The organism is Paenibacillus sp. P22 (assembly GCF_000469945.2).
Classification (GTDB): Bacteria; Bacillota; Bacilli; order Paenibacillales; family Paenibacillaceae; genus Paenibacillus_O; species Paenibacillus_O humicus.
Genome location: NZ_CBRA020000003.1, coordinates 118,365 through 137,330, shown reverse-complemented (window position 1 = coordinate 137,330; position 18,966 = coordinate 118,365). Strand labels below are relative to the sequence as shown.

The following is an 18,966-nucleotide window of genomic DNA, read 5'->3' as shown; positions in this document are numbered from 1 at the left end:
CGAAGGCCGCCGCAGCGGCTTCGTCGATGCCGGCCGCCGACATGGCCAGCTCGGCGGCGACAGTGTTCGCATAAGCCGTCGTGTTCATGGCGGCTTTAGGCTCCGGCAGCGATGAGCTCGCGCATTTGCGCCGCCGCCGCTTTTTTTGTCGTCCTGGCCCGTAATGCCGCCGCCGACGATGACCAGGTCAGGACCGGCAGCCACGACCTCCGGCAGAGTGGCCAGCTTGATTCCGCCGGCTACGGCCGTGCGCGCGTTTTTCACGACGCTCTTGATCGTGCGCAGCTGCTCGAAGGAGTTTTTGCCCTCGGCCTGATGGTCGTAGCCTGCGTGCACGCAGATGTAGTCGACGCCCATGGCATCCACTTCGCGAGCCCGCTCCTCCAGATTCTTTACGTTGATCATGTCGACCATGATCTGCCTGCCTTGCTTGCGGCCTTCCTCGACAGCGCCTCGAATCGTGGCGTCGTCGGATACGCCTAGAATCGTCACGATGTCCGCTCCCGCCTCGGAAGCCTTCATGACCTCGTAGCCGCCTGCATCCATGACCTTCAGATCGGCAAGCACCCGCAGCTGCGGAAAGGCTTCCTTCATCGCTTTGACGGCATGAAGGCCTTCATTGATGACGATCGGAGTACCTATTTCGACAATATCGATCGAGTCCGCCACCTCGGCGACGACTTTTATCGCTTCAGGAATATCGACGAGATCCAGTGCAAGTTGAAGTTCCATCTATTTCAACACTCCTTCGGAATGAAATGTCGGTTTTAGGCGATAAGCCGAATCAGGCTGCCCGCTCCCGCATGTCCTTCATTCTAGGATTTTAACGCACTTTTTGTAAGTAGGCACTTTGAAGTGGGATAGTTACTCCGGCGTAACCATGAGCTTCTGCGACTCGATAGACTTATAGCAGCCTGGCCGCGTCCAGCCATTCCGACATATCCAGCCATTCTGACCTCCGTTAGAAGAAACGGATAGAGCAAGCCTGACGGCAAGGTTGGTTCCGTCGCAAATGGGGGTCGGCAAGGATCGAAGACGGTAGGGTGGGGCCGGAAGGCAGGCGGCTGCAGGTTGGATTTGACCGGAAATTATTTGGATTTGCCGTAAATATAGCCTTCATATTGCATTCAATCATAGAGGGACAGCCACGACAATGAAGAATATGTCGAACAAAGTCATCAAAACACTTGACATGTCATTTCCGGTTAATTAGTATTAGTTTAGAGTTATTACAAATAAATAATCATCCTCAGGAGGAACCATTCATGTCTCTAATTGGAACCGTAGTAAAGCCGTTCAATGCATCCGCTTTTCAAAAAGGAAAGTTCATCGAGGTTTCCGATGCCGACTTCAAAGGCAAATGGAGCGTCGTATGCTTCTACCCTGCCGACTTCACGTTCGTATGCCCGACTGAGCTCGGCGATCTGCAGGACCAATACGAGACGCTGAAATCGCTTGGCGTTGAAGTATACTCGGTATCCACGGACACTCACTTCACCCATAAAGCATGGCATGATACGACCGATACGATCGGCAAGATCGAGTACATCATGATCGGCGATCCTTCCCATACGATCTCCCGCAACTTCGACGTATTGATCGAAGCGGACGGCCTTGCTGACCGCGGCACGTTCATCATCGATCCGGACGGCGTCATTCAGACGGTTGAAATCAACGCCGGCGGCATTGGCCGCGATGCGAGCACCCTGATCAACAAGATCAAAGCCGCTCAATATGTGCGCAACAATCCAGGCGAAGTATGCCCGGCAAAATGGCAAGAAGGCGGCGCGACGCTCAAGCCTAGCCTTGATCTGGTCGGCAAAATCTAAGGAGCTGTTCCAATGGTATTATCCGAAGATATCAAGTCACAATTGAACCAATACCTTCAGCTTATGGAAGGCGATGTGCTGATCAAGGTCAGCGCGGCATCCGATCCCGTCTCAAAAGAGATGCTGGAGCTTATGGATGAAATCGTCGGCATGACGTCCAGAATTACGGTGGAAAAAGCCGAATTGCCCAGAACGCCGAGCTTCAGCGTCAACCGCATCGGCGAGGAAACCGGCGTTACGTTTGCCGGCATTCCTTTGGGCCACGAATTCACCTCCTTCGTATTGGCTTTGCTGCAAGTGAGCGGACGAGCCCCGAAAGTCGATCAAAGCGTGATCGACCAAATCAAAGGCATCAAAGGCGACTACCGATTCGAGTCGTTCATCAGCCTCAGCTGCCACAATTGCCCTGACGTCGTTCAGGCGCTGAACCTGATGAGCATCCTTAATCCGGGCATTTCGCATACGATGATCGACGGCTCCGCCTTCAAGGAAGAAGCGGAAAGCAGAGATGTCATGGCTGTTCCTTCCGTATTCTTGAATGGAGAATTTTTCGGAAGCGGCCGGATGACGATCGAGGAGGTCCTCTCCAAGGTTGTCGAAGCTCCGGACGCCTCTGAATTCGACAACAAGGAGCCGTTCGACGTGCTTGTCGTCGGCGGCGGTCCTGCCGGCGCCAGCGCCGCCATCTATGCGGCGCGCAAGGGCATCCGTACCGGCATTGTCGCGGAGCGCTTCGGCGGCCAAGTGATGGACACGGTAGGCATCGAGAACTTCATCAGCGTGAAATATACCGAAGGTCCGAAGCTCGCCGCAAGCCTTGAAGAACATGTCAAAGAGTACCAGGTCGATGTGATGAAGCTTCAACGGGCCAAACGTCTGGAGAAGCGCGACTACATCGAGCTTGAGCTCGAAAACGGCGCCGTTCTGAAGAGCAAGACCGTCATCCTGTCGACGGGCGCCCGCTGGCGCAATGTCGGCGTGCCGGGCGAGGAAGAGTTCAAGAACAAAGGCGTAGCCTACTGCCCTCACTGCGACGGTCCTCTCTTCGCAGGCAAGCATGTAGCGGTCATCGGAGGAGGCAACTCCGGCATCGAAGCGGCGATCGACCTTGCCGGCATCGTCAGCCATGTGACGGTTCTCGAATACAATTCGGAGCTGAAGGCGGACGCCGTGCTGCAGGACCGCCTGTACAGCCTGCCTAACGTTACGGTGCTGAAGAACGTTCAGACCAAAGAGTTCACCGGAACGGACAAGCTGAACGGCGTTTCGTATATCGAACGCGAAACAGGCGAAGTCAAGCATATTGAGCTGCAGGGCGTATTCGTCCAGATCGGACTCGTACCGAACACGGACTGGCTCGGCGATGCCGTCGAGCTCACACGCATGGGCGAGATTGTCGTCAACAACCACGGCGCGACGAGCTTGCCGGGTGTATACGCTGCCGGCGACTGCACGAACAGTCCGTTCAAGCAGATCATCATTTCGATGGGATCGGGAGCAAATGCCGCATTAGGCGCGTTTGACTATCTTATCCGCAATTAATGCAGCTATCGTTCAATAGGCCGCCTAACTACCTGATGGGTAGTTGGGCGGCTTTTATTTTCTTTGGAATAGAGGGACGAAAAAAAAGCCCTAACGGAAATGCTCTATGTCAATCTTGGGGAAAGCTACATGTAAACATAAATGTGAAATTGCCGATAACATAGGAGTTGATGGAAGGCATTCATTCTAAAGATGGCTTTTGCGCAAATCTCCGCCTGAATCCGTTGAACCTGTGCAGGCTGTCGCCAAGGAATGTCCATCCGTGTTGCCTTAGTTGTAATTTCCGAGATCGTGGTATAATTGCAGAGCTTATCCGTATGGTTTTGCGCCATCTAAATCAGACAGCAAAGAGGCTTAGAGTGAAGGTTATGCGATCCTACAAAAAAATCAAGCTCCGCCACATACTCAGCCTTCTGGTAATCAGTGCGATGTTCCTTACCGCGTCCGTCGGCGTTTATGCGGCTGTGCGCGCGAGCAGCGCCTCCCTTTCTTCGAGCTACCTGCAAAACAACGCTCAATATGCCAAGAAGCTTGCTTCCAATACCGAGGAGCTGCTTGATCTGATGCACAGCAACCTGGTGTCGCTGGCAGCGGTATCCTGGCGGAACAAGATCAATCAAAATGAGCTGGATACTTGGTTCCAAACCAATCAGCGCTACTTCAACTCCGTGTTTTTTGCCGACGCCAACCGGACGATCCAAGCCATCAGCCCGACGAATGTGGGCATCGGAGCCGGCACGAAGCTGACGTCGAGCGCCTCCGGACAGGCTGCTTCAGAGCGGACGGCGTTCATCTCCGATCCGTATGTAGGCGCCTCCGGCCGTCTTCTTGTGCTGATCTCGACGCCTGTATTCGACAAGGACGGGGAGTATGAAGGGTTTATCGGAGGCACCATCTATCTTCAAGAGGATAATGTGCTCAGCCGGCAGCTGAGCGAGCACTACTACGGCAACGGCTCGTACGTATACGTCGTGGACAAGCACGGCAGATTGATTTTCCACCCGAATCCCATTCGGATCAATGAATTCGTGAAAGGCAATGAAGTCATCGAACGGGTCAAGTCAGGAAACAGCGGCTACAAAACGATCGAAAATTCCGATGGCCAAAGCTATTTTGCCGGGTATGCCTATGAGCCCGACAGCGGTTGGGGAATTGTTTCCCAAACTCCAAAGACCATATTGGACGAGCCTATTCGAACGCTTGAAAAATCCATGATCCTCCAAGCGCTGCCGTTGTTCATTCTTATCCTGATCGCGGCGTTGTGGATTTCCAGACAAATTTCATCTCCGCTCTATAAGCTCGCCAGAATTTCGGAGGAAGCGGCCGTCTCCTCGCGGCATGTCCTTTCCGTGAACACCAGGCTGCGCGGAACGTACATCTACGAGGTTCAGCAGCTTGCTCAAAGCTTTGACAATTATGTCAAGGTCTTATCCGACGAAGCCCACCTGGACGGACTGACGCGGCTCTGGAACCGTAAAATGTTCGATCTTACGATCGCGGAATGGATCGACGAGGGGACTCAATTCTCGTTGATTCTGCTTGATGTCGATCATTTCAAGCGGATCAACGATACATACGGACATGTCATGGGCGATCGGGTGCTTATCGAGCTGGCATCCCAGATTCGCGCGCTTGCCGGTGTTCGCGATGTTGCCTTCCGATATGGCGGCGAAGAATACGGCGTGCTTGTCAGAACCGCGGATGTCCATCTGGCCGAGCTGCTGGCCGAGCGGATCCGCGAAGAGATTGCCGCAGCGGCGTTTGACCCTGTAGGCCGTCTGACGGTGTCCGTCGGGGTCGCTCATTGCAGCCCGGAATGGGGTTCGGCAAAGGAATTCATTCATAGGGCGGATATGGCGCTGTATCAATCCAAAGCCGGCGGGAGAAACCGTACGACCGTCCTCTAGCGCTGCAACAATAGGATCATGTAAATGCGAAAGGAATATGAACTGTCGTGAGGCTGTCTTGAATAAATTGAGCCTGAGCGTGCCTTCAGCCGCTTTGTACGACTATAAAACGTGAATCGCTTAAACGGAAAGCCGGATGATTCCGGCTTTTTTGCATGGGCGCTTTGCGGCTCCTCTGAATTCCTTGAACAGGCATAACCTGGCTGACATCCGCCGGACAGGAGGCTTTCTTTCCTCCTTTCATTCCATGGACGGTTTCGATCGAGGCGCGCTGTCTTTCACAGTCCGTACGCAGATTATTGATCGGATGAGTGCCATGATTGACTTGACAGGTTTGTGAGCGGAAGGTAAGATGATTTTAATCGTAATAATTACTATTATATTATGCGGGTAAGATCAGACTCGTTGGTATTCGAGTGAAATCATGAACCCATGAACCCATGGAGGAGCCATAAAGGAGTTGAAGGAATGATACAGGAGATGGCGGAGAAAATTCCGGTGACCGTGCTCAGCGGTTATCTGGGCGCAGGAAAAACGACCGTATTGAATCATGTGCTCAACAACCGGGAGGGCCTTAGGGTCGCCGTGATCGTCAACGATTTGAGCGAGGTGAACATCGACGCGGAGCTGATCCGGGACGGCGCAGGGCTGAGCCGCACGGAAGAAAAGCTCGTGGAGATGTCCAACGGCTGCATCTGCTGCACGCTGCGTGACGATCTGCTGCAGGAGGTCGAGCGCCTTGCCAAGGAGCAGAGATTTGATTATATCTTGATTGAGTCGACGGGGATCGGGGAGCCGCTTCCGGTCGCCCAAACCTTTACGTATGTCGATGAGGACCAGAATATCGACTTGTCCAAGCTTACCCGTCTGGACTGCATGGTGACGGTCGTGGACGCCTATCATTTCTGGCAGGATTTCAATACCCGGGAATCGCTGAAGGACCGCAGCCAGGAAGCGGGCGACGACGATACTCGGGGAGTGGTCCACCTGCTGACCGACCAGATCGAATTTTGCGATGTCCTGATTTTGAACAAATGCGATATGGTCGGCGCGGAGGAGCTCGACAAGCTGGAGAAGGCGCTGCGAGGCCTGCAGCCTGCGGCGAAAATCATTCGGACGAGCTATGGAAACGTAGATCCGAAGGCCATCCTGAATACGCATCTATTCGATTTTGACAAAGCGAGCCAATCCGCGGGCTGGATTCAGGAGCTGTTGAAGGAGGAGCATAAGCCGGAGACGGAGGAGTATGGAATCGGCTCGTTCGTCTACACCCGGAAAATCCCCTTCCATCCGGAGCGGCTGCTTCAGCAGCTCGCCAGCTGGCCTCAGGAAGTAATCCGCTCTAAAGGCGTCATGTGGATCGCCACTCGCAACCATACCGCTGTATCCTTCAGCCAGGCCGGCGTATCCCGGCAGCTGTCCCCTGCGGGGCTGTGGGTAGCCGCGTTGTCGGAGGAAGAGAGGTTCGCCTATTTCGGCAGCGATTTCCCCAAATCGCCGGATTGGGACGAGCAATGGGGAGATCGGGTAACCAAGCTCGTATTCATCGGCATCGGCCTCGACAAAGAGCGGATCAGCGGCTCCTTGGACCGGGCGCTTCTCACGGGAGAAGAAATGAAAAGCGTATGGCGTCATTTCAAAGACCCATTGCCGGCATTCAAGGCCGTATGAAGCAGAGCCTAATCCTACAGTCAGAGGAGTTCATCTCATGAGCAAGTCAGCAGCAGCGAGCAGGCTCCCCCGCTCCAAAGGGACAGACATCGCTTCCTATTATTCAGCGAAGGATTGCGGCCGCAAAGTGAGGCGCATCGTGCTACAGCCCGAAAACAACCGCATTGTCGAGGAATTCATCCGGATTCTGGACATGAAGGAGAAATTCGAGGAGCATGACGTGCCTATTCCCAACAAGATCGTCATGTTCGGCCCGCCGGGAACGGGCAAGACGCTGACCGCCTTCTATATGGCGCAAAGGCTGAACGTTCCCCTGCTTCTGGTCCGGCTGGATTCCGTCATCCACAGCCATCTGGGCGAGACGGCGACGAATCTCCGTAAAATATTCGATCATGCGCGGTCCAGTCCATGCGTGCTGTTTCTCGATGAGTTCGATGCCATAGCCCGGACCCGGGAAAACAATGATGAAGTGAAAGAGATGACCCGTGTCGTCAACACTCTCCTCCAGTGTCTGGATGAGTTCGACGGAAGCAGCGTGTTCATGGCGGCCACCAATCTGGAGAAGGATCTGGACCGCGCCATCTGGCGCCGCTTCGATACGAAGATGAGGTACGACAGCCCGAACCGAGCTTCGCGGGAGGCGTATTTGAGCCAGCTGCTGGGCGATTTCCCCGGAGGGGAAGAGCTTCTGGAGCCAGCCTCGCAGATGCTGGAAGGATGCAGCTTTGCCGATATGGAGCAGATCGTGCTCAAAGCCAAGCGCAAGGCGATCATTGAGGAGGCATCGGTCTCTCTGCCGATGCTTGAGGATTCCTATGCGGAATATAAGCCGAGGCTGCTTGAGCGGCTGGAAGCCGGACAGGAGCGCTCGCTTCGGGCGGGGGGGATGGAGATGAAAGGCATCACACGGCTTGAGGGGAGACCAGCCCGCTTTCGCAGGGCAGGATGATCGTCTTTTCTTCGAGATGATCGTCTGATATACTGAAAAAGTAAAAATTACGATTAAAGGAGAATGATCATGGCGAAGAAATCCAAGGTCGTAAAAGAGCTGAAGCGACAGGCTTTGGTTGCAAAATATGCCGAGCTTCGGAAAAAGCTGAAAGAAGAGGGCAATTACGAAGCTCTGGCCAAGCTGCCGCGCGATTCTTCCCCAACCCGGCTGCATAACCGCTGTGCCATGACCGGCAGGCCGCATGCCTATCTGAGGAAGTTCAAAGTATCCCGGATCGCCTTCAGGGAGCTGGCTTACAAGGGGCATATTCCAGGCGTCAAAAAGGCCAGCTGGTAATTCCGCGCCATGGCGGCCATTGAACGGGATGAATTCAGCCGGTATCGGATCGGCAGGCTGCTGGACGGATACATCCAGCTCAAAGTTCCCGGCAGCATGCGCCGAGACATCCGGCTGGCCTACTGCTGGGAAGAGAACGGTCTAACGCTCAGCGAGCTGAGGCCCGCCCTCCCTGAATCGGGATGGCATAGCAAGGATATCGTCCATTTTCGGCTGAACAACGGCAAATGGGCGGTATGCATGAAAAGAAAAGGAGCTTGGAGCGAAGTCCCGATGATTCCTCTGCACGGCGATTTCGAGCATCAGCTCGAACAGGTGGAGCTCGACCGGCATGGATTGTTTTGGGGTGAATGAGTCTCTTTGGAACGGCTTCAAATAGTAAATATTACTTGTATTCTAAGCGAGCATGGAACACTTTCAGTGATCGTAAAGCACAAGGAGGAAAAGGGAAATGAGAGTCACAGTTACGCTTGCCTGCACGGAATCCGGGGACCGCAATTATACGACGACCAAAAACAAAAGGAACAACCCGGAACGGATCGAGCTCCGCAAATACTGTCCGCGTCTGAAGAAGGTGACGCTTCACCGGGAGACGCGGTAAGGAAGCAGACGAACAAGCAGCCGGCTGAAGCTGCCTGTCAGGCCATGCCGGCGAACGTAAAGACTTTCCCTTTCTTGCATCGAAAGGGAAAAGTCTTTTTTTGTATGCTGAGGATTCTTCCTGCGCCTCTAGCGTCATGAGAACCGGGATAGGTTCATAGAATGGAAGAAAGGATCAGAGAGTTAGAGAGGGATGCTGGATGGACCATCACCATGTGGCCAAGCGCAGGCTGGGCCGTCTATTTCTCGTGTATTTCATCTTTTCTTCCACATGCACCATCATCTTGTTCCATCTTCTTGCCCTGCCGGTCATGCCGTTCAAGCAAATGCCGGCCTTGCTTGGGAAGCGCACGGCGTCCGAACAGGCTCTTGCCGGCAATCGGACAAGCCTTGCGGCAACTGGCGGCGGAAGAGAGCTTCCATCCCGGTCGCCTGCGCAAGCTTCCGCTTCGGAAGGCGACGATATCTTTCCTGTCGGCCCGCTTGCCGGAGGCGCGATCGATCATGTGGACGACATGGTCCCCAACAGACAAGCGTTCAGCTCCGGGAATGTCAAAGTCAATATGACCTGGGAAGCCGTCTACGGCAAATCTCCCGATCCGGAGCGGCTTCCGGAGCTGGACGGGGTCAATGTGGTGAGTCCGACCTGGTTCGAGCTCGCCAACGGAGCCGGGGATATAAGCAGCAAAGCGGATCTGGACTATGTCCGGTGGGCGAAGGAGCGCAGCCTCCAGATCTGGGCGATGTTCAGCAACGGATTCGAGCCGATCCGGACGTCAAAGGCGTTGTCGACGAAAAAGTCGCGGGAACATATGATCAAGCAGCTGCTTCAATACGCGGAATCGTATGACCTGCAAGGAATCAACTTTGATTTTGAAAACGTGAAAACGGAGGATGGGAAAAACTTCGTTCAGTTCATCAAGGAAGCGGCGCCGCTTCTTCACGAACGGAACCTCGTCGTATCTGTCGACGTCACCCCGAAGTCGGACAGCGAATACTGGTCCTTGTTCCTCGACCGGCCGGCCTTGGTTCCCTATGTGGATTTCATGATGCTGATGGCCTATGACGAGCATTGGGCTTCCAGCCCGAAATCCGGTTCGGTGTCTTCCCTCCCCTGGGTGAGGCGGTCGGTCGAACGGCTGCTGGACGAAGATGGGATTCCGCCGTCTAAAATCGTTCTCAGCATGCCTCTGTATACTCGAATCTGGACGGAGACGCCGAAGAGCTCGGGAGGGAGCAAGGTCACTTCCAAAGCGCTTGGAATGAAAAAGGCGGCCGAGCTGGTGGCCGCCCGCAAGCTGACTCCCGCGTATGACCGGAAAACCGGGCAGAATTACGTGGAGTATCGGGAGGACGGGCAATTGAAACGGATTTGGCTGGAAGACAGCACTTCCATCAAAGCAAGAGTTGCGATAGCGAAAGAATACGGGCTGGCAGGCGTTGCTACCTGGAGCCGCTCGTTCATGGACAGCGGAATATGGAATGTCATCAAAAAGGAACTGGAATGACCCTTTTCTAAACAGAGGCGGAAACGGTTGCCGGAGCCAGAATAGGATGCCGCCCGGTTGTCTCAATGATTCCGCCCCATGCCTATATACCCGCCAAGCTTTCTCAGCAAGCCTCCTGTCCGAAAGTGGACGGGAGGTTTGCTTTGATGCGATTTCAATCTGGATCGTGGAATCGCTTGACAATACCTCAGCAATCCAATAGGATTTAAAACATAACTGACTGACTAGTCAATCGGGTGAGGTGAAGAAACATCTTGAACGAAGACAAGGATTCGCAGGCCGGCAGCGAGCGGCGCAGGCGCTTCATGGAAATCGCCTTGAGACGGTTCGCGAAGGATGGTTACCATGTCACGAAAATTTCCGATATCGTTGCCGAAGCCGGCGTGGCGCAAGGAACCTTCTACTGGCATTTCAAGAGCAAGGAAGCGATTGCGCTGGAAATCGTGCAAGACGGACGCCGCCAGCTGCTGGAAGTCATCGCGCAAGGCTACCGCCGGGAGGCGGGCACGGTGCAGGACATGGTGCAAGTTTCGGAAGCTCTGCTTGCCAGGCTGTTCCTGTTTGCGGAATCCAACCGGGACCTTATGGAGATGCTGCTCGGCGGCAGCGGCGCCATTGAACCGATCCGTCAAGAGATCGCGGAGTCGCGGGCTGCGATGGAGAGGGCCTTCCTGCAAAATATCCGCCGGGCGATCGAGCTTGGAATGCTGCCTGCCGCAATCGATGCCGAAGTGCGGGCCGCCCTCATCATGAGCTTGATCGAAGGCGTCATTGCGCGCTGGCTGTTCGGCTTGAACGCGCCGGGGAGCGGGATCGGCTCCAGGACAGCGGAGCAGCTGGCGTCCGAGACGGCCAGATTCGAATTTTTCGGGCTGCTCGGCATTTAACGGGCCGGCAGCGGAATGATCCGGTCAGAGCCGGACACCATAATAAAAAAAGGATAGGGAGAGAAATCCAATGCGGAAGAAATCGCTTTACCTCGCTGTATCCATCCTCATGCTGCTCGCCTTTGCGCTGGCCGGATGCGGAGCGAAAACGAACGACAATGCCCAGAATACCGCAAGCCCGGCTCCTGCCGGCGAATCCGGAAGCAACGCGCCAGCGGAAGGAGACGACAACCTCCTCGCTCAAGTGAAGGCGGCCGGCGTGCTGAAAGTAGGGCTCATGGGCACCTACGCGCCTTATAATTTCCTGAACGAGAACAAGGAAATCGACGGCTTCGACGCAGACATCGCCAAGGATGTCGCCAAGCGCCTTGGAGTGAAGGCGGAATTCGCGCCTCAAGACTTCTCCGGCCTGATTCCGAGCCTGCAGGCAAGCAAGATCGATGTCATCATCAGCCAGGTGACCATAACCGACGAGCGCAAGCAGCAGATCGACTTCACTCAGCCTTACATTACGAACCAAGTGAAGATCATCGTCCGCGAAAGCAACGACTCCATTACGAAGCTGGAGGATTTCAAAGGCAAAAATATCGGCGTCGGCCTCGGTACGAACGATGAAGCCTACCTGCGCAATGAAGTGCTGCCCCAAGTAGGCAAGTTCAATATCAAAACCTACGACGATGTCATCACCTCCCTCCAGGACCTCAATGCCGGCCGGATCGACGCCACGATCAACAATCTGTACGCCTTGAAGCCGATCGTGGACAAGAACGGGTACAAGGTGAAGGCGGTCGGAGAAGCGATCAAATCCGATTCCGCCGGGATCGCCGTACGCAAGAACAATCCGGAATTTCTGGCGGCGCTGGATCAAGCTCTGACGGATATGAAGTCCGACGGAACGTACACGACCATCTTCAAGAAATGGTTCGGCGAGGAGCCTGCCTCCAAATAAGAAGCAGGGTTGCTGAGGGCTGTGGCGCATGAGCGTCATGGCCCTATGCGATATCCAACGGATCAAAAGGAGCTTCGAGCGTTCATGAATCTGCTATGGGATAACGGCCTCTTCTTGTTGAAGGGCGCCTATTATACGCTGCTGATTACCGTCGTAGCGATGTTTTTCGGCCTGCTGATCGGCATCGTCGTTGCTCTTGCCCGGCTGAAGGGGAATTTGCCGGTCCGCTGGCTGGCGCGAGCATACGTCTCCGTCGTTCGCGGCACGCCCGCATTCGTTCAAATTCTTATCGTTTATTATGGGCTTGTTGATTACGGCATTACGCTTGGACCGCTGACAGCCGCCTATGTGGCGTTAAGCATCAATGTCGGCGCCTATTTGTCGGAGACGTTCCGGGGGGCGATTCTGGCCATACCGAAGGGGCAGACCGAAGCAGCCTATGCGACGGGCATGACCCCCTGGCAAGCTTTGAGAAGAATCATATTTCCGCAAGCGGCCCGGGTGGCGATCGCCCCGATGGGCAACACGTTCATCGGCATGCTCAAGGAAACGTCGCTCGTCTCCGTCATTACCGTAACCGAGCTGCTGCGTTCCGCTCAACTGCTGGTCGCCCAGTATTATGTGTACATGCCGTTTTACCTGGGCGTAGCGGCGATGTACTGGGTGATGAGCACTCTGTTCTCGGCCATTCTCGAAGCGATCGAGAAGCGGCTGTCCAAAGTCTATTGAGAGAGGAGGAGCGAACCGAATGATGATTCAGACGAACGGGCTGTCGAAATCCTTTGGCGGAACGGAAGTGTTGAAAACCATCGATCTTCAGGTGGCGGCGAAGGAAATCGTCGTCCTTCTCGGACCGAGCGGCTCCGGCAAAAGCACGCTGCTGCGCTGTCTCAACGGGCTCGAGGAGCTCAGCGGCGGTTCGGTGGAAGTGAACGGCGTCCGCGTGGCTTCGGATATGCCGGCGAGGAAGAAGAGCGCGGGCTTCCGGGAGATCCGGCGCAACGCAGGAATGGTTTTTCAGCAGTTCAATCTGTATCCCCATAAGACGGCTTTGGGCAATGTCATCGAGTCGCTGCTTACCGTCAAGAAGCTGCCGCGGGCGGAAGCCGAGCGCATCGGCTATCGGCTGCTGGAGCGGGTAGGCCTGGCGGCCAAAAAAGACGAATACCCTTCCCGGCTGTCGGGCGGACAGCAGCAGCGCGTCGCCATCGCCCGCGCGCTTGCGATGGAGCCGTCCGTCATGCTGTTCGACGAGCCGACATCGGCGCTCGATCCGGAGCTGGTCGGCGAAGTGCTGGAAGTGATGCGGCAGCTGGCTCAGGAGGGGATGACGATGGTCGTCGTCACCCACGAGATGAAGTTCGCCCGGCAGGTAGCCAACCGGGTTGTATTCATGGACGGAGGCATCATTGTCGAGGAACAGGAGCCGGAGTCGTTCTTCCGCAGTCCAGAGTCCGATCGGGCTCGTAAATTCCTGAATCAGCTCAGCGAGCATTAAGGGGCAACACCACTACTTTCACGAGAAAGCGGGTATGTGAAATGAAAGTCATGACCACTTGGAACGGCCGGCGGGCGTTTACTTCCGTCGGAGATTCCGGTTATCCGGTCGGAATGGACGCGACGCCGCTGTATGGCGGCGAGGGCAAGGGCGCTACGCCGATGGAGCTGCTGCTGGCCGGCCTCGCCGGATGCATCGGCATCGACGTCACGATGATCCTCAACCATTACCTCGATTCCATCCAGCGAATGGAGATCGAGGCCGATGGAGCCCGCAAGGAGGAAGCTCCGACCGGCTTCACCGCAATCGAGCTTACCTTCCGCGTGGACGGAGACATATCGGCCGTCCGGGTGTGGAAGGCAATCGAAATGGGCAGCAAGAAGTATTGCGCGGTGTCCGACTCGCTCAAGGCCGACATCAGCTACAAGCTTGTGCTGAACGGGGCCGAAGCCGCCAAGCCTTGAATATAGAGATTCTGGAAGCCGCAAGCCGCCCTAAGTCGGGAGCTTGCGGCTTTTCCGCATGCCGGGGCTTTGCAGGAGCGGGACCCGGCATCCGCCCTGGATGGGAACCATTGAGCGGGATAGCCTCTCCTTGTCGGGAGAAACTAATCGGGCCGTACCTGAACAAGGCTGCGGACACCATTGGACTATACTGGAGGAAACCGAATGAAAAAGCCCTGGAAAGTGCTTGCTGCCGGTATCGTAATCAGTACGGCTTTGGCCGGATGCGGAACGCACCATGGTGAGCTCGGCAACAAAAACATCCGCAACAATGCGGCCGGCAACTACAATCTGCTCAGCAAGCGCTTTGCCGATGACGGCATGAACGAAATGAACCGCGTGAAGGGCTACCAGCAAAACGGGAACAACATCGTCGGCAATCATCAAAATTATCATTTGTCCACGAACAAGAAGCTGTCGGATGAGCTGAACAAATTGCCGGGCGTGCGGACGGCCCACGTCTTCACGACGGACAAGAACGCTTATGTCGCCATCGGGCTTGACGGGCACAGCGTGACCGGCTTGACCTCGACGGGCCGTACGGCCCAAGGCTACAGCGACGGCAAAGGCATCGTCGGCGGGATGGAACGGATGGGAGCCGATATCGGAAGCGGCGTCCGCAGCCTCGCGAACGACGTCGGCATGGGAGCCCGTGCGCTGACGAACGACGTCGGCATGGGAGCCCGTACGCTGACGAACGACGTCAAGCGCGGCGCCCGGGATTTGACCGGAGGCGTCATCGGCCAGTCCAATTACGGCACATTCATGGACCGCCCCGGATCCAACGGGTACAGCTCGTATACGAACGGCTTCAACGCCTACGGCACGGGAGCATCCACGAACAACCGCGGCCATATGATGAACGGCCTGTCCGACAACAACAACCGGTACATGGACCGGGAGCTGACGAGCGAGTTCAAGGCGAAGGTCGCCGATATCGTGCACAAGAACCATCCGGGCATCCAGAATGTATACGTATCTGCGAATCCGGACTTCTTCAGCCGGATGCAAGGCTACGCCAACGACGTGAAGCAAGGCCATCCGATCAAGGGCTTCGTGGCCGAGTTCAATGCCATGGTGGAGCGGGTGTTCCCGGCCGAATCGGCCAGCAACTCCTCCTACAAGGGCATGAGCACGAACACCAACATGAATAATGGAACGCGCGGAAGCAAAAACGAGCATCTGTTCCAATAACGTCCGAAGGCCGCCGCAAGGCGGCCTTTTGACTTGGCTGAACGGACCGGACGCCAGTCCTAGCAATTGACAAATTTCGCTGCGGTGATCAGTATGGAGGTACATACTACCCATTTTTCAAGCAGTCCTGCAGGAGGCGTCCATGTACAAAGTCATGCTGGTGGATGACGAAGCCGTCGTCCGGGAAGGCTTAAGGAACATCATCGATTGGCCCCGCCACGGGTTCGAGCTGGCGGGCGATTTCACCAACGGACGGGATGCGCTTGAAGCCATCGAGACGCTGAGGCCCGACCTGGTTTTGACGGATATCAACATGCCGTTCATGAACGGCCTCGAGCTGAGCGAGCACATTCTGCAGCGTTATCCCTATATCAAGATCATTATCCTTACCGGATACGATCAGTTCGAATATGCGCAGCAGGCTCTCCGCCTCAAGGTCCACGACTTCATCCTCAAGCCGATCACGGCCAGCGAGACGAGAGCGCTGCTGGACAAGGTCCATGCGGAGATGGAGGAGGAGAAGCGCAGGGGCGAGGATGTCGGCAGGCTGTACAGCCAGCTCAACCAGAGCCTGCCGCTGCTGCGGGAGCGGTTTCTGGAGCGGCTGGCCGCCACGGGGGCGGGAGCGCGGAACATGGCCGAGCGCCTGGCCTACTTCGGCATACCGGCTCTCCAGCCTCCCTATCTGATCACCTTGTACGACTACGATGGAGCCTCGAGGCATTCCGATGCTTCCGAGCAGGATGTGGAGCTGCTTCATTTCGCCGGCTTCAACATCATCGAAGAGATCATCTCCAGGGAGGGCGGAGTCGTCTTCCGGACTCGCGAGGACCGGATCGCCGCCCTGATCGGAGGCCAGCCGGAAAGCCTGCTGCATGAGCTGGCGCTGCGGACCGCCGAGGAGGCGCGCCATCATATCGAGCGGTACCTGGGCTATACGGTCACGGCTGCCATCGGGCGAGCCGCCGCAGGACCGCAAAATCTTCCCGATTCGTACAAAAGCGCCTCGGCCGCGCTTGATTACCGGTTTCAATACGGCAAAAACCGGGTGCTCAGCATTCTTGACCTGGAAGGCAAGGAAACGGCGCCCGCATCGGTCAGCCTCGAGTGGAGCCGCCTGCTTGCCGGGACGATCCGCACCGGTTCCGCGGCCGAGATCCGCAGCCTCATCGGGCCGTTCATCGCGGGACTGAAGCAATCCCATGCGCCGCTGGACGTATGCTACCTGCAGATCCAGAAGGTCATCGTCCTGCTCATGAACACGATGCAGGAGATGGGCATCGACGAGACGCGCATCGTCAGCAGGCACCGGATGCTGTTCTCGGAGCTGTACAGGCTCGGCACCTTGGACGAGGTCGGCCAATGGCTCGAGGAAATCGCGGTCGGAGCGATCGAGACCGTATCCGACAACCGGAGCCAGACGATGCGCAATCAGATCGGACAGGCGATCGCGTATATCGAGGAGCATTACGCGGACGAGCGCATCACGCTGCAGGACATATGCCGGCATGTCTTGATGAGCACGAGTTATTTCAGCACGGTGTTCAAGCAGCAGACGGGCGAAACATTCGTGGAATACCTGACCCGGATCCGCATCGGCAAGGCCAAGGAGCTTGTATGCAACACTCCTCTCAAGCTGTATGAAATCGCTGCCAAGGTCGGTTACGCCGATCCGAACTACTTCAGCATCTCCTTCAAGAAGCATACAGGCCTTACGCCGCGCGAATACCGGGAGAAATCCAGGGAGCAGCCATGAGAGGCAGGCGCTTTCTGGATTATTATCCCAAGACGATCCATGCCGCCATCTCGACGGCATTCTCCCTGCTTATCCTGGCGGCCATCGCCGTCACCAGCCTGATCAGCTACAACGTCTCGGAGGATGCGGTCATCAGCAATTCGGAAGCCTACATGGGAGAGATCATTACCCAGGTCAACAACAACATCCAGTCCTATATCGACAATATGGAGAACATCTCCCTCATTATTTTCACCAACAAGGACGTCAAGTATTATATTTCGAGCAATCCGTTCATCAGCCGCGAAGAGGTGCGCTCCTATCAGAAGAACATTTCGGACCTGTTCCAGTCCTTGCTGTACACCCGCAAGGATATCGCCTCGATCATGGTATTCGGGTACAACGGCAGGGTGGTGTCCGACCGGAGGCTGACCCAGCTCAATCCGAACGTGCCGCCCCAGGACCAGGACTGGTACAAGCAGGCGGTGAAGGAAGGCGGAAGGTCCGTCATTTCTCCGCCCCATGTCCAGAATGTCCTGCAAGGGGAATACAGCTGGGTCGTCTCCTTGAGCCGGGAGCTCAAAAGCATCAACGGCATGACCGGCCAGGGCGTCGCGCTGGTCGATCTCAAGCTGAACGTCATCAACGACATCTGCCGCAACGTGAAGCTCGGCCAGCGCGGCTACGTCTTCATCGTCGACAGCAGCGGGAACATCGTCTATCATCCGCAGCAGCAGCTCATCTACAGCAAGCTCCGCACGGAGCAGATCGGCCGCGTCATGGCCTCCGAGCAAGGAAGCTTCGTGGACAAGGACAGCGGCCGCATCTATACGATCCACGATACGAGCTTCGGCTGGAAGATCGTCGGCGTGGCCTATCAGGACGAGCTGATTTCCAATCCGTCCGCGATGCGGAATTCATTCCTGCTGTGGGCGGCTGCCGGCCTTGCCGTCACCCTCATCATTTCCTTCATCATCTCGCATCGGATCACCCGCCCGATCCGGCGGCTGCAAGCCGTCATGAGGCAGGTGGAGCGGGGAGACTTCGACGTGCGGGCGGAGGTCGGGCAGGCGGGCGAGGTCGGCCAGCTCGGCCGCGCCTTCAACATGATGGTCGGCCAGACCCGCAGGCTGCTGGACGAGAGGGTCCAGACCGAGAAGATCAAACGGCGGACGGAGCTCAGGCTTCTTCAGTCCCAGATCAATCCGCATTTCCTGTACAACACGCTGGACTCGATCATATGGATGGCCGAGCAGCGGAAGAACGAGGAAGTGGTGCTGATGACATCGGCTCTGGCCAAGCTGTTCCGGGCCAGCATCGCCAAGGACGACGAGCTGGTCCCGATTCGGGTGGAGGTGGAGCATATCGACAGCTATCTCCAGATCCAGAAGATGCGCTACCGCGACAAGCTCGATTATGCCATCGACGTTCCGAGGGAGCTCCATGCCTTCAAAACGCCGAGAATCCTGCTGCAGCCGTTCGTGGAGAACGCGATCTATCATGGAATCAAAAATTTGCCGGAGGGAGGCATGATCGCCATCTCCGCCCGGCAGGCGGACAACGGCATCGAATTCCGGGTGTCCGACAACGGCCAGGGCATGTCCGAGGAAACGATCAAGCTGATCATGGGCGCCGTCCGCAGGGATTCGGACCGGGATCATATCGGGGTGAGCAACGTCAACGAACGGATCGAGCTCGCCTTCGGCTCCGACTACGGCGTCTCCATCGAGAGCGAGCCGGGCGAAGGCACGACCGTCGCGATCAAGATTCCGCAAGTGCGCTGAGGAGGAGGCAATCATGAGAACCAAACGGCTGTGGCTGCCGCTTCTGCCTTTAATCCAAATGAGCGGAGGAT

General features: G+C 56.2%; 17 protein-coding genes and 1 pseudogene. 17 read left to right on the top strand and 1 reads right to left on the bottom strand.

The features are described from left to right. Positions 1 to 95: 95 nt before the first annotated feature. Positions 96 to 732 (bottom strand): annotated as a pseudogene (gene hxlA / locus BN871_RS01315) (3-hexulose-6-phosphate synthase). Positions 733 to 1,265: 533 nt separating this feature from the next. Here hxlA and ahpC point away from each other — a divergent pair. From ahpC to BN871_RS01230, 17 genes are all read left to right on the top strand, one after another. Then, positions 1,266 to 1,829, top strand: coding sequence for an alkyl hydroperoxide reductase subunit C (ahpC, locus tag BN871_RS01310; protein ID WP_048743873.1), 564 nt, complete (start codon positions 1,266 to 1,268; stop codon positions 1,827 to 1,829). Between the two features lie 12 nt (positions 1,830 to 1,841). Next, complete coding sequence (ahpF, locus tag BN871_RS01305; RefSeq protein WP_021879601.1) at positions 1,842 to 3,371, top strand: alkyl hydroperoxide reductase subunit F; 1,530 nt, start codon at positions 1,842 to 1,844, stop codon at positions 3,369 to 3,371. Between the two features lie 368 nt (positions 3,372 to 3,739). Further along, positions 3,740 to 5,278, top strand: a complete 1,539-nt coding sequence (locus BN871_RS01300; protein ID WP_048743872.1) for a sensor domain-containing diguanylate cyclase — start codon at positions 3,740 to 3,742, stop codon at positions 5,276 to 5,278. A 468-nt stretch (positions 5,279 to 5,746) separates the two neighbouring features. Continuing rightward, positions 5,747 to 6,949 carry a GTP-binding protein gene (locus BN871_RS01295; RefSeq protein ID WP_048743870.1) on the top strand — a complete coding sequence of 401 codons (1,203 nt, stop codon included), beginning with the start codon at positions 5,747 to 5,749 and terminating at the stop codon, positions 6,947 to 6,949. A gap of 37 nt (positions 6,950 to 6,986) precedes the next feature. After that, positions 6,987 to 7,898 (top strand): AAA family ATPase, encoded by a 912-nt coding sequence (locus tag BN871_RS01290; protein WP_083436174.1) that lies wholly within the window; start codon positions 6,987 to 6,989, stop codon positions 7,896 to 7,898. A 69-nt stretch (positions 7,899 to 7,967) separates the two neighbouring features. After that, positions 7,968 to 8,237 carry a 30S ribosomal protein S14 gene (rpsN, locus tag BN871_RS01285; RefSeq protein ID WP_048743869.1) on the top strand — a complete coding sequence of 90 codons (270 nt, stop codon included), beginning with the start codon at positions 7,968 to 7,970 and terminating at the stop codon, positions 8,235 to 8,237. Between the two features lie 9 nt (positions 8,238 to 8,246). Further along, on the top strand, positions 8,247 to 8,591 hold the full coding sequence (locus tag BN871_RS01280; protein ID WP_021879595.1) for a DUF3024 domain-containing protein: 345 nt from the start codon (positions 8,247 to 8,249) through the stop codon (positions 8,589 to 8,591). Positions 8,592 to 8,688: 97 nt separating this feature from the next. After that, entirely contained in the window at positions 8,689 to 8,838 is a 150-nt protein-coding gene (gene rpmG, locus BN871_RS01275; RefSeq protein ID WP_021879594.1) for a 50S ribosomal protein L33, read from the top strand. 199 nt (positions 8,839 to 9,037) lie between these two features. After that, complete coding sequence (locus BN871_RS01270; protein ID WP_021879593.1) at positions 9,038 to 10,345, top strand: glycosyl hydrolase family 18 protein; 1,308 nt, start codon at positions 9,038 to 9,040, stop codon at positions 10,343 to 10,345. Positions 10,346 to 10,650: 305 nt separating this feature from the next. Next, entirely contained in the window at positions 10,651 to 11,232 is a 582-nt protein-coding gene (locus BN871_RS01265) for a TetR/AcrR family transcriptional regulator (protein ID WP_083436176.1), read from the top strand. Positions 11,233 to 11,302: 70 nt separating this feature from the next. Further along, a complete protein-coding gene (locus BN871_RS01260; RefSeq protein WP_048743865.1) occupies positions 11,303 to 12,181 on the top strand; it encodes a transporter substrate-binding domain-containing protein in 879 nt (292 codons plus the stop codon). An 84-nt stretch (positions 12,182 to 12,265) separates the two neighbouring features. Beyond that, on the top strand, positions 12,266 to 12,910 hold the full coding sequence (locus BN871_RS01255; protein ID WP_048743864.1) for an amino acid ABC transporter permease: 645 nt from the start codon (positions 12,266 to 12,268) through the stop codon (positions 12,908 to 12,910). A gap of 19 nt (positions 12,911 to 12,929) precedes the next feature. Then, entirely contained in the window at positions 12,930 to 13,679 is a 750-nt protein-coding gene (locus BN871_RS01250) for an amino acid ABC transporter ATP-binding protein (RefSeq protein ID WP_373864517.1), read from the top strand. Positions 13,680 to 13,720: 41 nt separating this feature from the next. After that, positions 13,721 to 14,143, top strand: coding sequence for an OsmC family protein (locus tag BN871_RS01245; protein WP_048743862.1), 423 nt, complete (start codon positions 13,721 to 13,723; stop codon positions 14,141 to 14,143). A gap of 204 nt (positions 14,144 to 14,347) precedes the next feature. Continuing rightward, on the top strand, positions 14,348 to 15,376 hold the full coding sequence (locus BN871_RS01240; RefSeq protein ID WP_048743861.1) for a YhcN/YlaJ family sporulation lipoprotein: 1,029 nt from the start codon (positions 14,348 to 14,350) through the stop codon (positions 15,374 to 15,376). Between the two features lie 142 nt (positions 15,377 to 15,518). After that, positions 15,519 to 17,132: a response regulator gene (locus BN871_RS01235; RefSeq protein ID WP_048743859.1), complete on the top strand. Its 1,614-nt coding sequence runs from the start codon at positions 15,519 to 15,521 to the stop codon at positions 17,130 to 17,132. Continuing rightward, on the top strand, positions 17,129 to 18,895 hold the full coding sequence (locus BN871_RS01230; protein ID WP_048743858.1) for a sensor histidine kinase: 1,767 nt from the start codon (positions 17,129 to 17,131) through the stop codon (positions 18,893 to 18,895). Before BN871_RS01235 ends, BN871_RS01230 begins: the two co-directional genes overlap by 4 nt. Positions 18,896 to 18,966: the final 71 nt, after the last annotated feature.

Bases quoted from the DNA above. Each gene is read 5' to 3' on its own strand.
- BN871_RS01290 (WP_083436174.1), top strand. From the start codon at position 6,987: ATGAGCAAGTCAGCAGCAGCGAGCAGGCTCCCCCGCTCCAAAGGGACA.
- BN871_RS01240 (WP_048743861.1), top strand. From the start codon at position 14,348: ATGAAAAAGCCCTGGAAAGTGCTTGCTGCCGGTATCGTAATCAGTACG.
- BN871_RS01235 (WP_048743859.1), top strand. From the start codon at position 15,519: ATGTACAAAGTCATGCTGGTGGATGACGAAGCCGTCGTCCGGGAAGGC.
- BN871_RS01245 (WP_048743862.1), top strand. From the start codon at position 13,721: ATGAAAGTCATGACCACTTGGAACGGCCGGCGGGCGTTTACTTCCGTC.
- ahpF (WP_021879601.1), top strand. From the start codon at position 1,842: ATGGTATTATCCGAAGATATCAAGTCACAATTGAACCAATACCTTCAG.
- BN871_RS01230 (WP_048743858.1), top strand. From the start codon at position 17,129: ATGAGAGGCAGGCGCTTTCTGGATTATTATCCCAAGACGATCCATGCC.
- rpmG (WP_021879594.1), top strand. From the start codon at position 8,689: ATGAGAGTCACAGTTACGCTTGCCTGCACGGAATCCGGGGACCGCAAT.
- BN871_RS01255 (WP_048743864.1), top strand. From the start codon at position 12,266: ATGAATCTGCTATGGGATAACGGCCTCTTCTTGTTGAAGGGCGCCTAT.
- BN871_RS01265 (WP_083436176.1), top strand. From the start codon at position 10,651: ATGGAAATCGCCTTGAGACGGTTCGCGAAGGATGGTTACCATGTCACG.
- BN871_RS01295 (WP_048743870.1), top strand. From the start codon at position 5,747: ATGATACAGGAGATGGCGGAGAAAATTCCGGTGACCGTGCTCAGCGGT.
- ahpC (WP_048743873.1), top strand. From the start codon at position 1,266: ATGTCTCTAATTGGAACCGTAGTAAAGCCGTTCAATGCATCCGCTTTT.
- BN871_RS01250 (WP_373864517.1), top strand. From the start codon at position 12,930: ATGATGATTCAGACGAACGGGCTGTCGAAATCCTTTGGCGGAACGGAA.
- BN871_RS01280 (WP_021879595.1), top strand. From the start codon at position 8,247: ATGGCGGCCATTGAACGGGATGAATTCAGCCGGTATCGGATCGGCAGG.
- BN871_RS01300 (WP_048743872.1), top strand. From the start codon at position 3,740: ATGCGATCCTACAAAAAAATCAAGCTCCGCCACATACTCAGCCTTCTG.
- BN871_RS01270 (WP_021879593.1), top strand. From the start codon at position 9,038: ATGGACCATCACCATGTGGCCAAGCGCAGGCTGGGCCGTCTATTTCTC.
- BN871_RS01260 (WP_048743865.1), top strand. From the start codon at position 11,303: ATGCGGAAGAAATCGCTTTACCTCGCTGTATCCATCCTCATGCTGCTC.
- rpsN (WP_048743869.1), top strand. From the start codon at position 7,968: ATGGCGAAGAAATCCAAGGTCGTAAAAGAGCTGAAGCGACAGGCTTTG.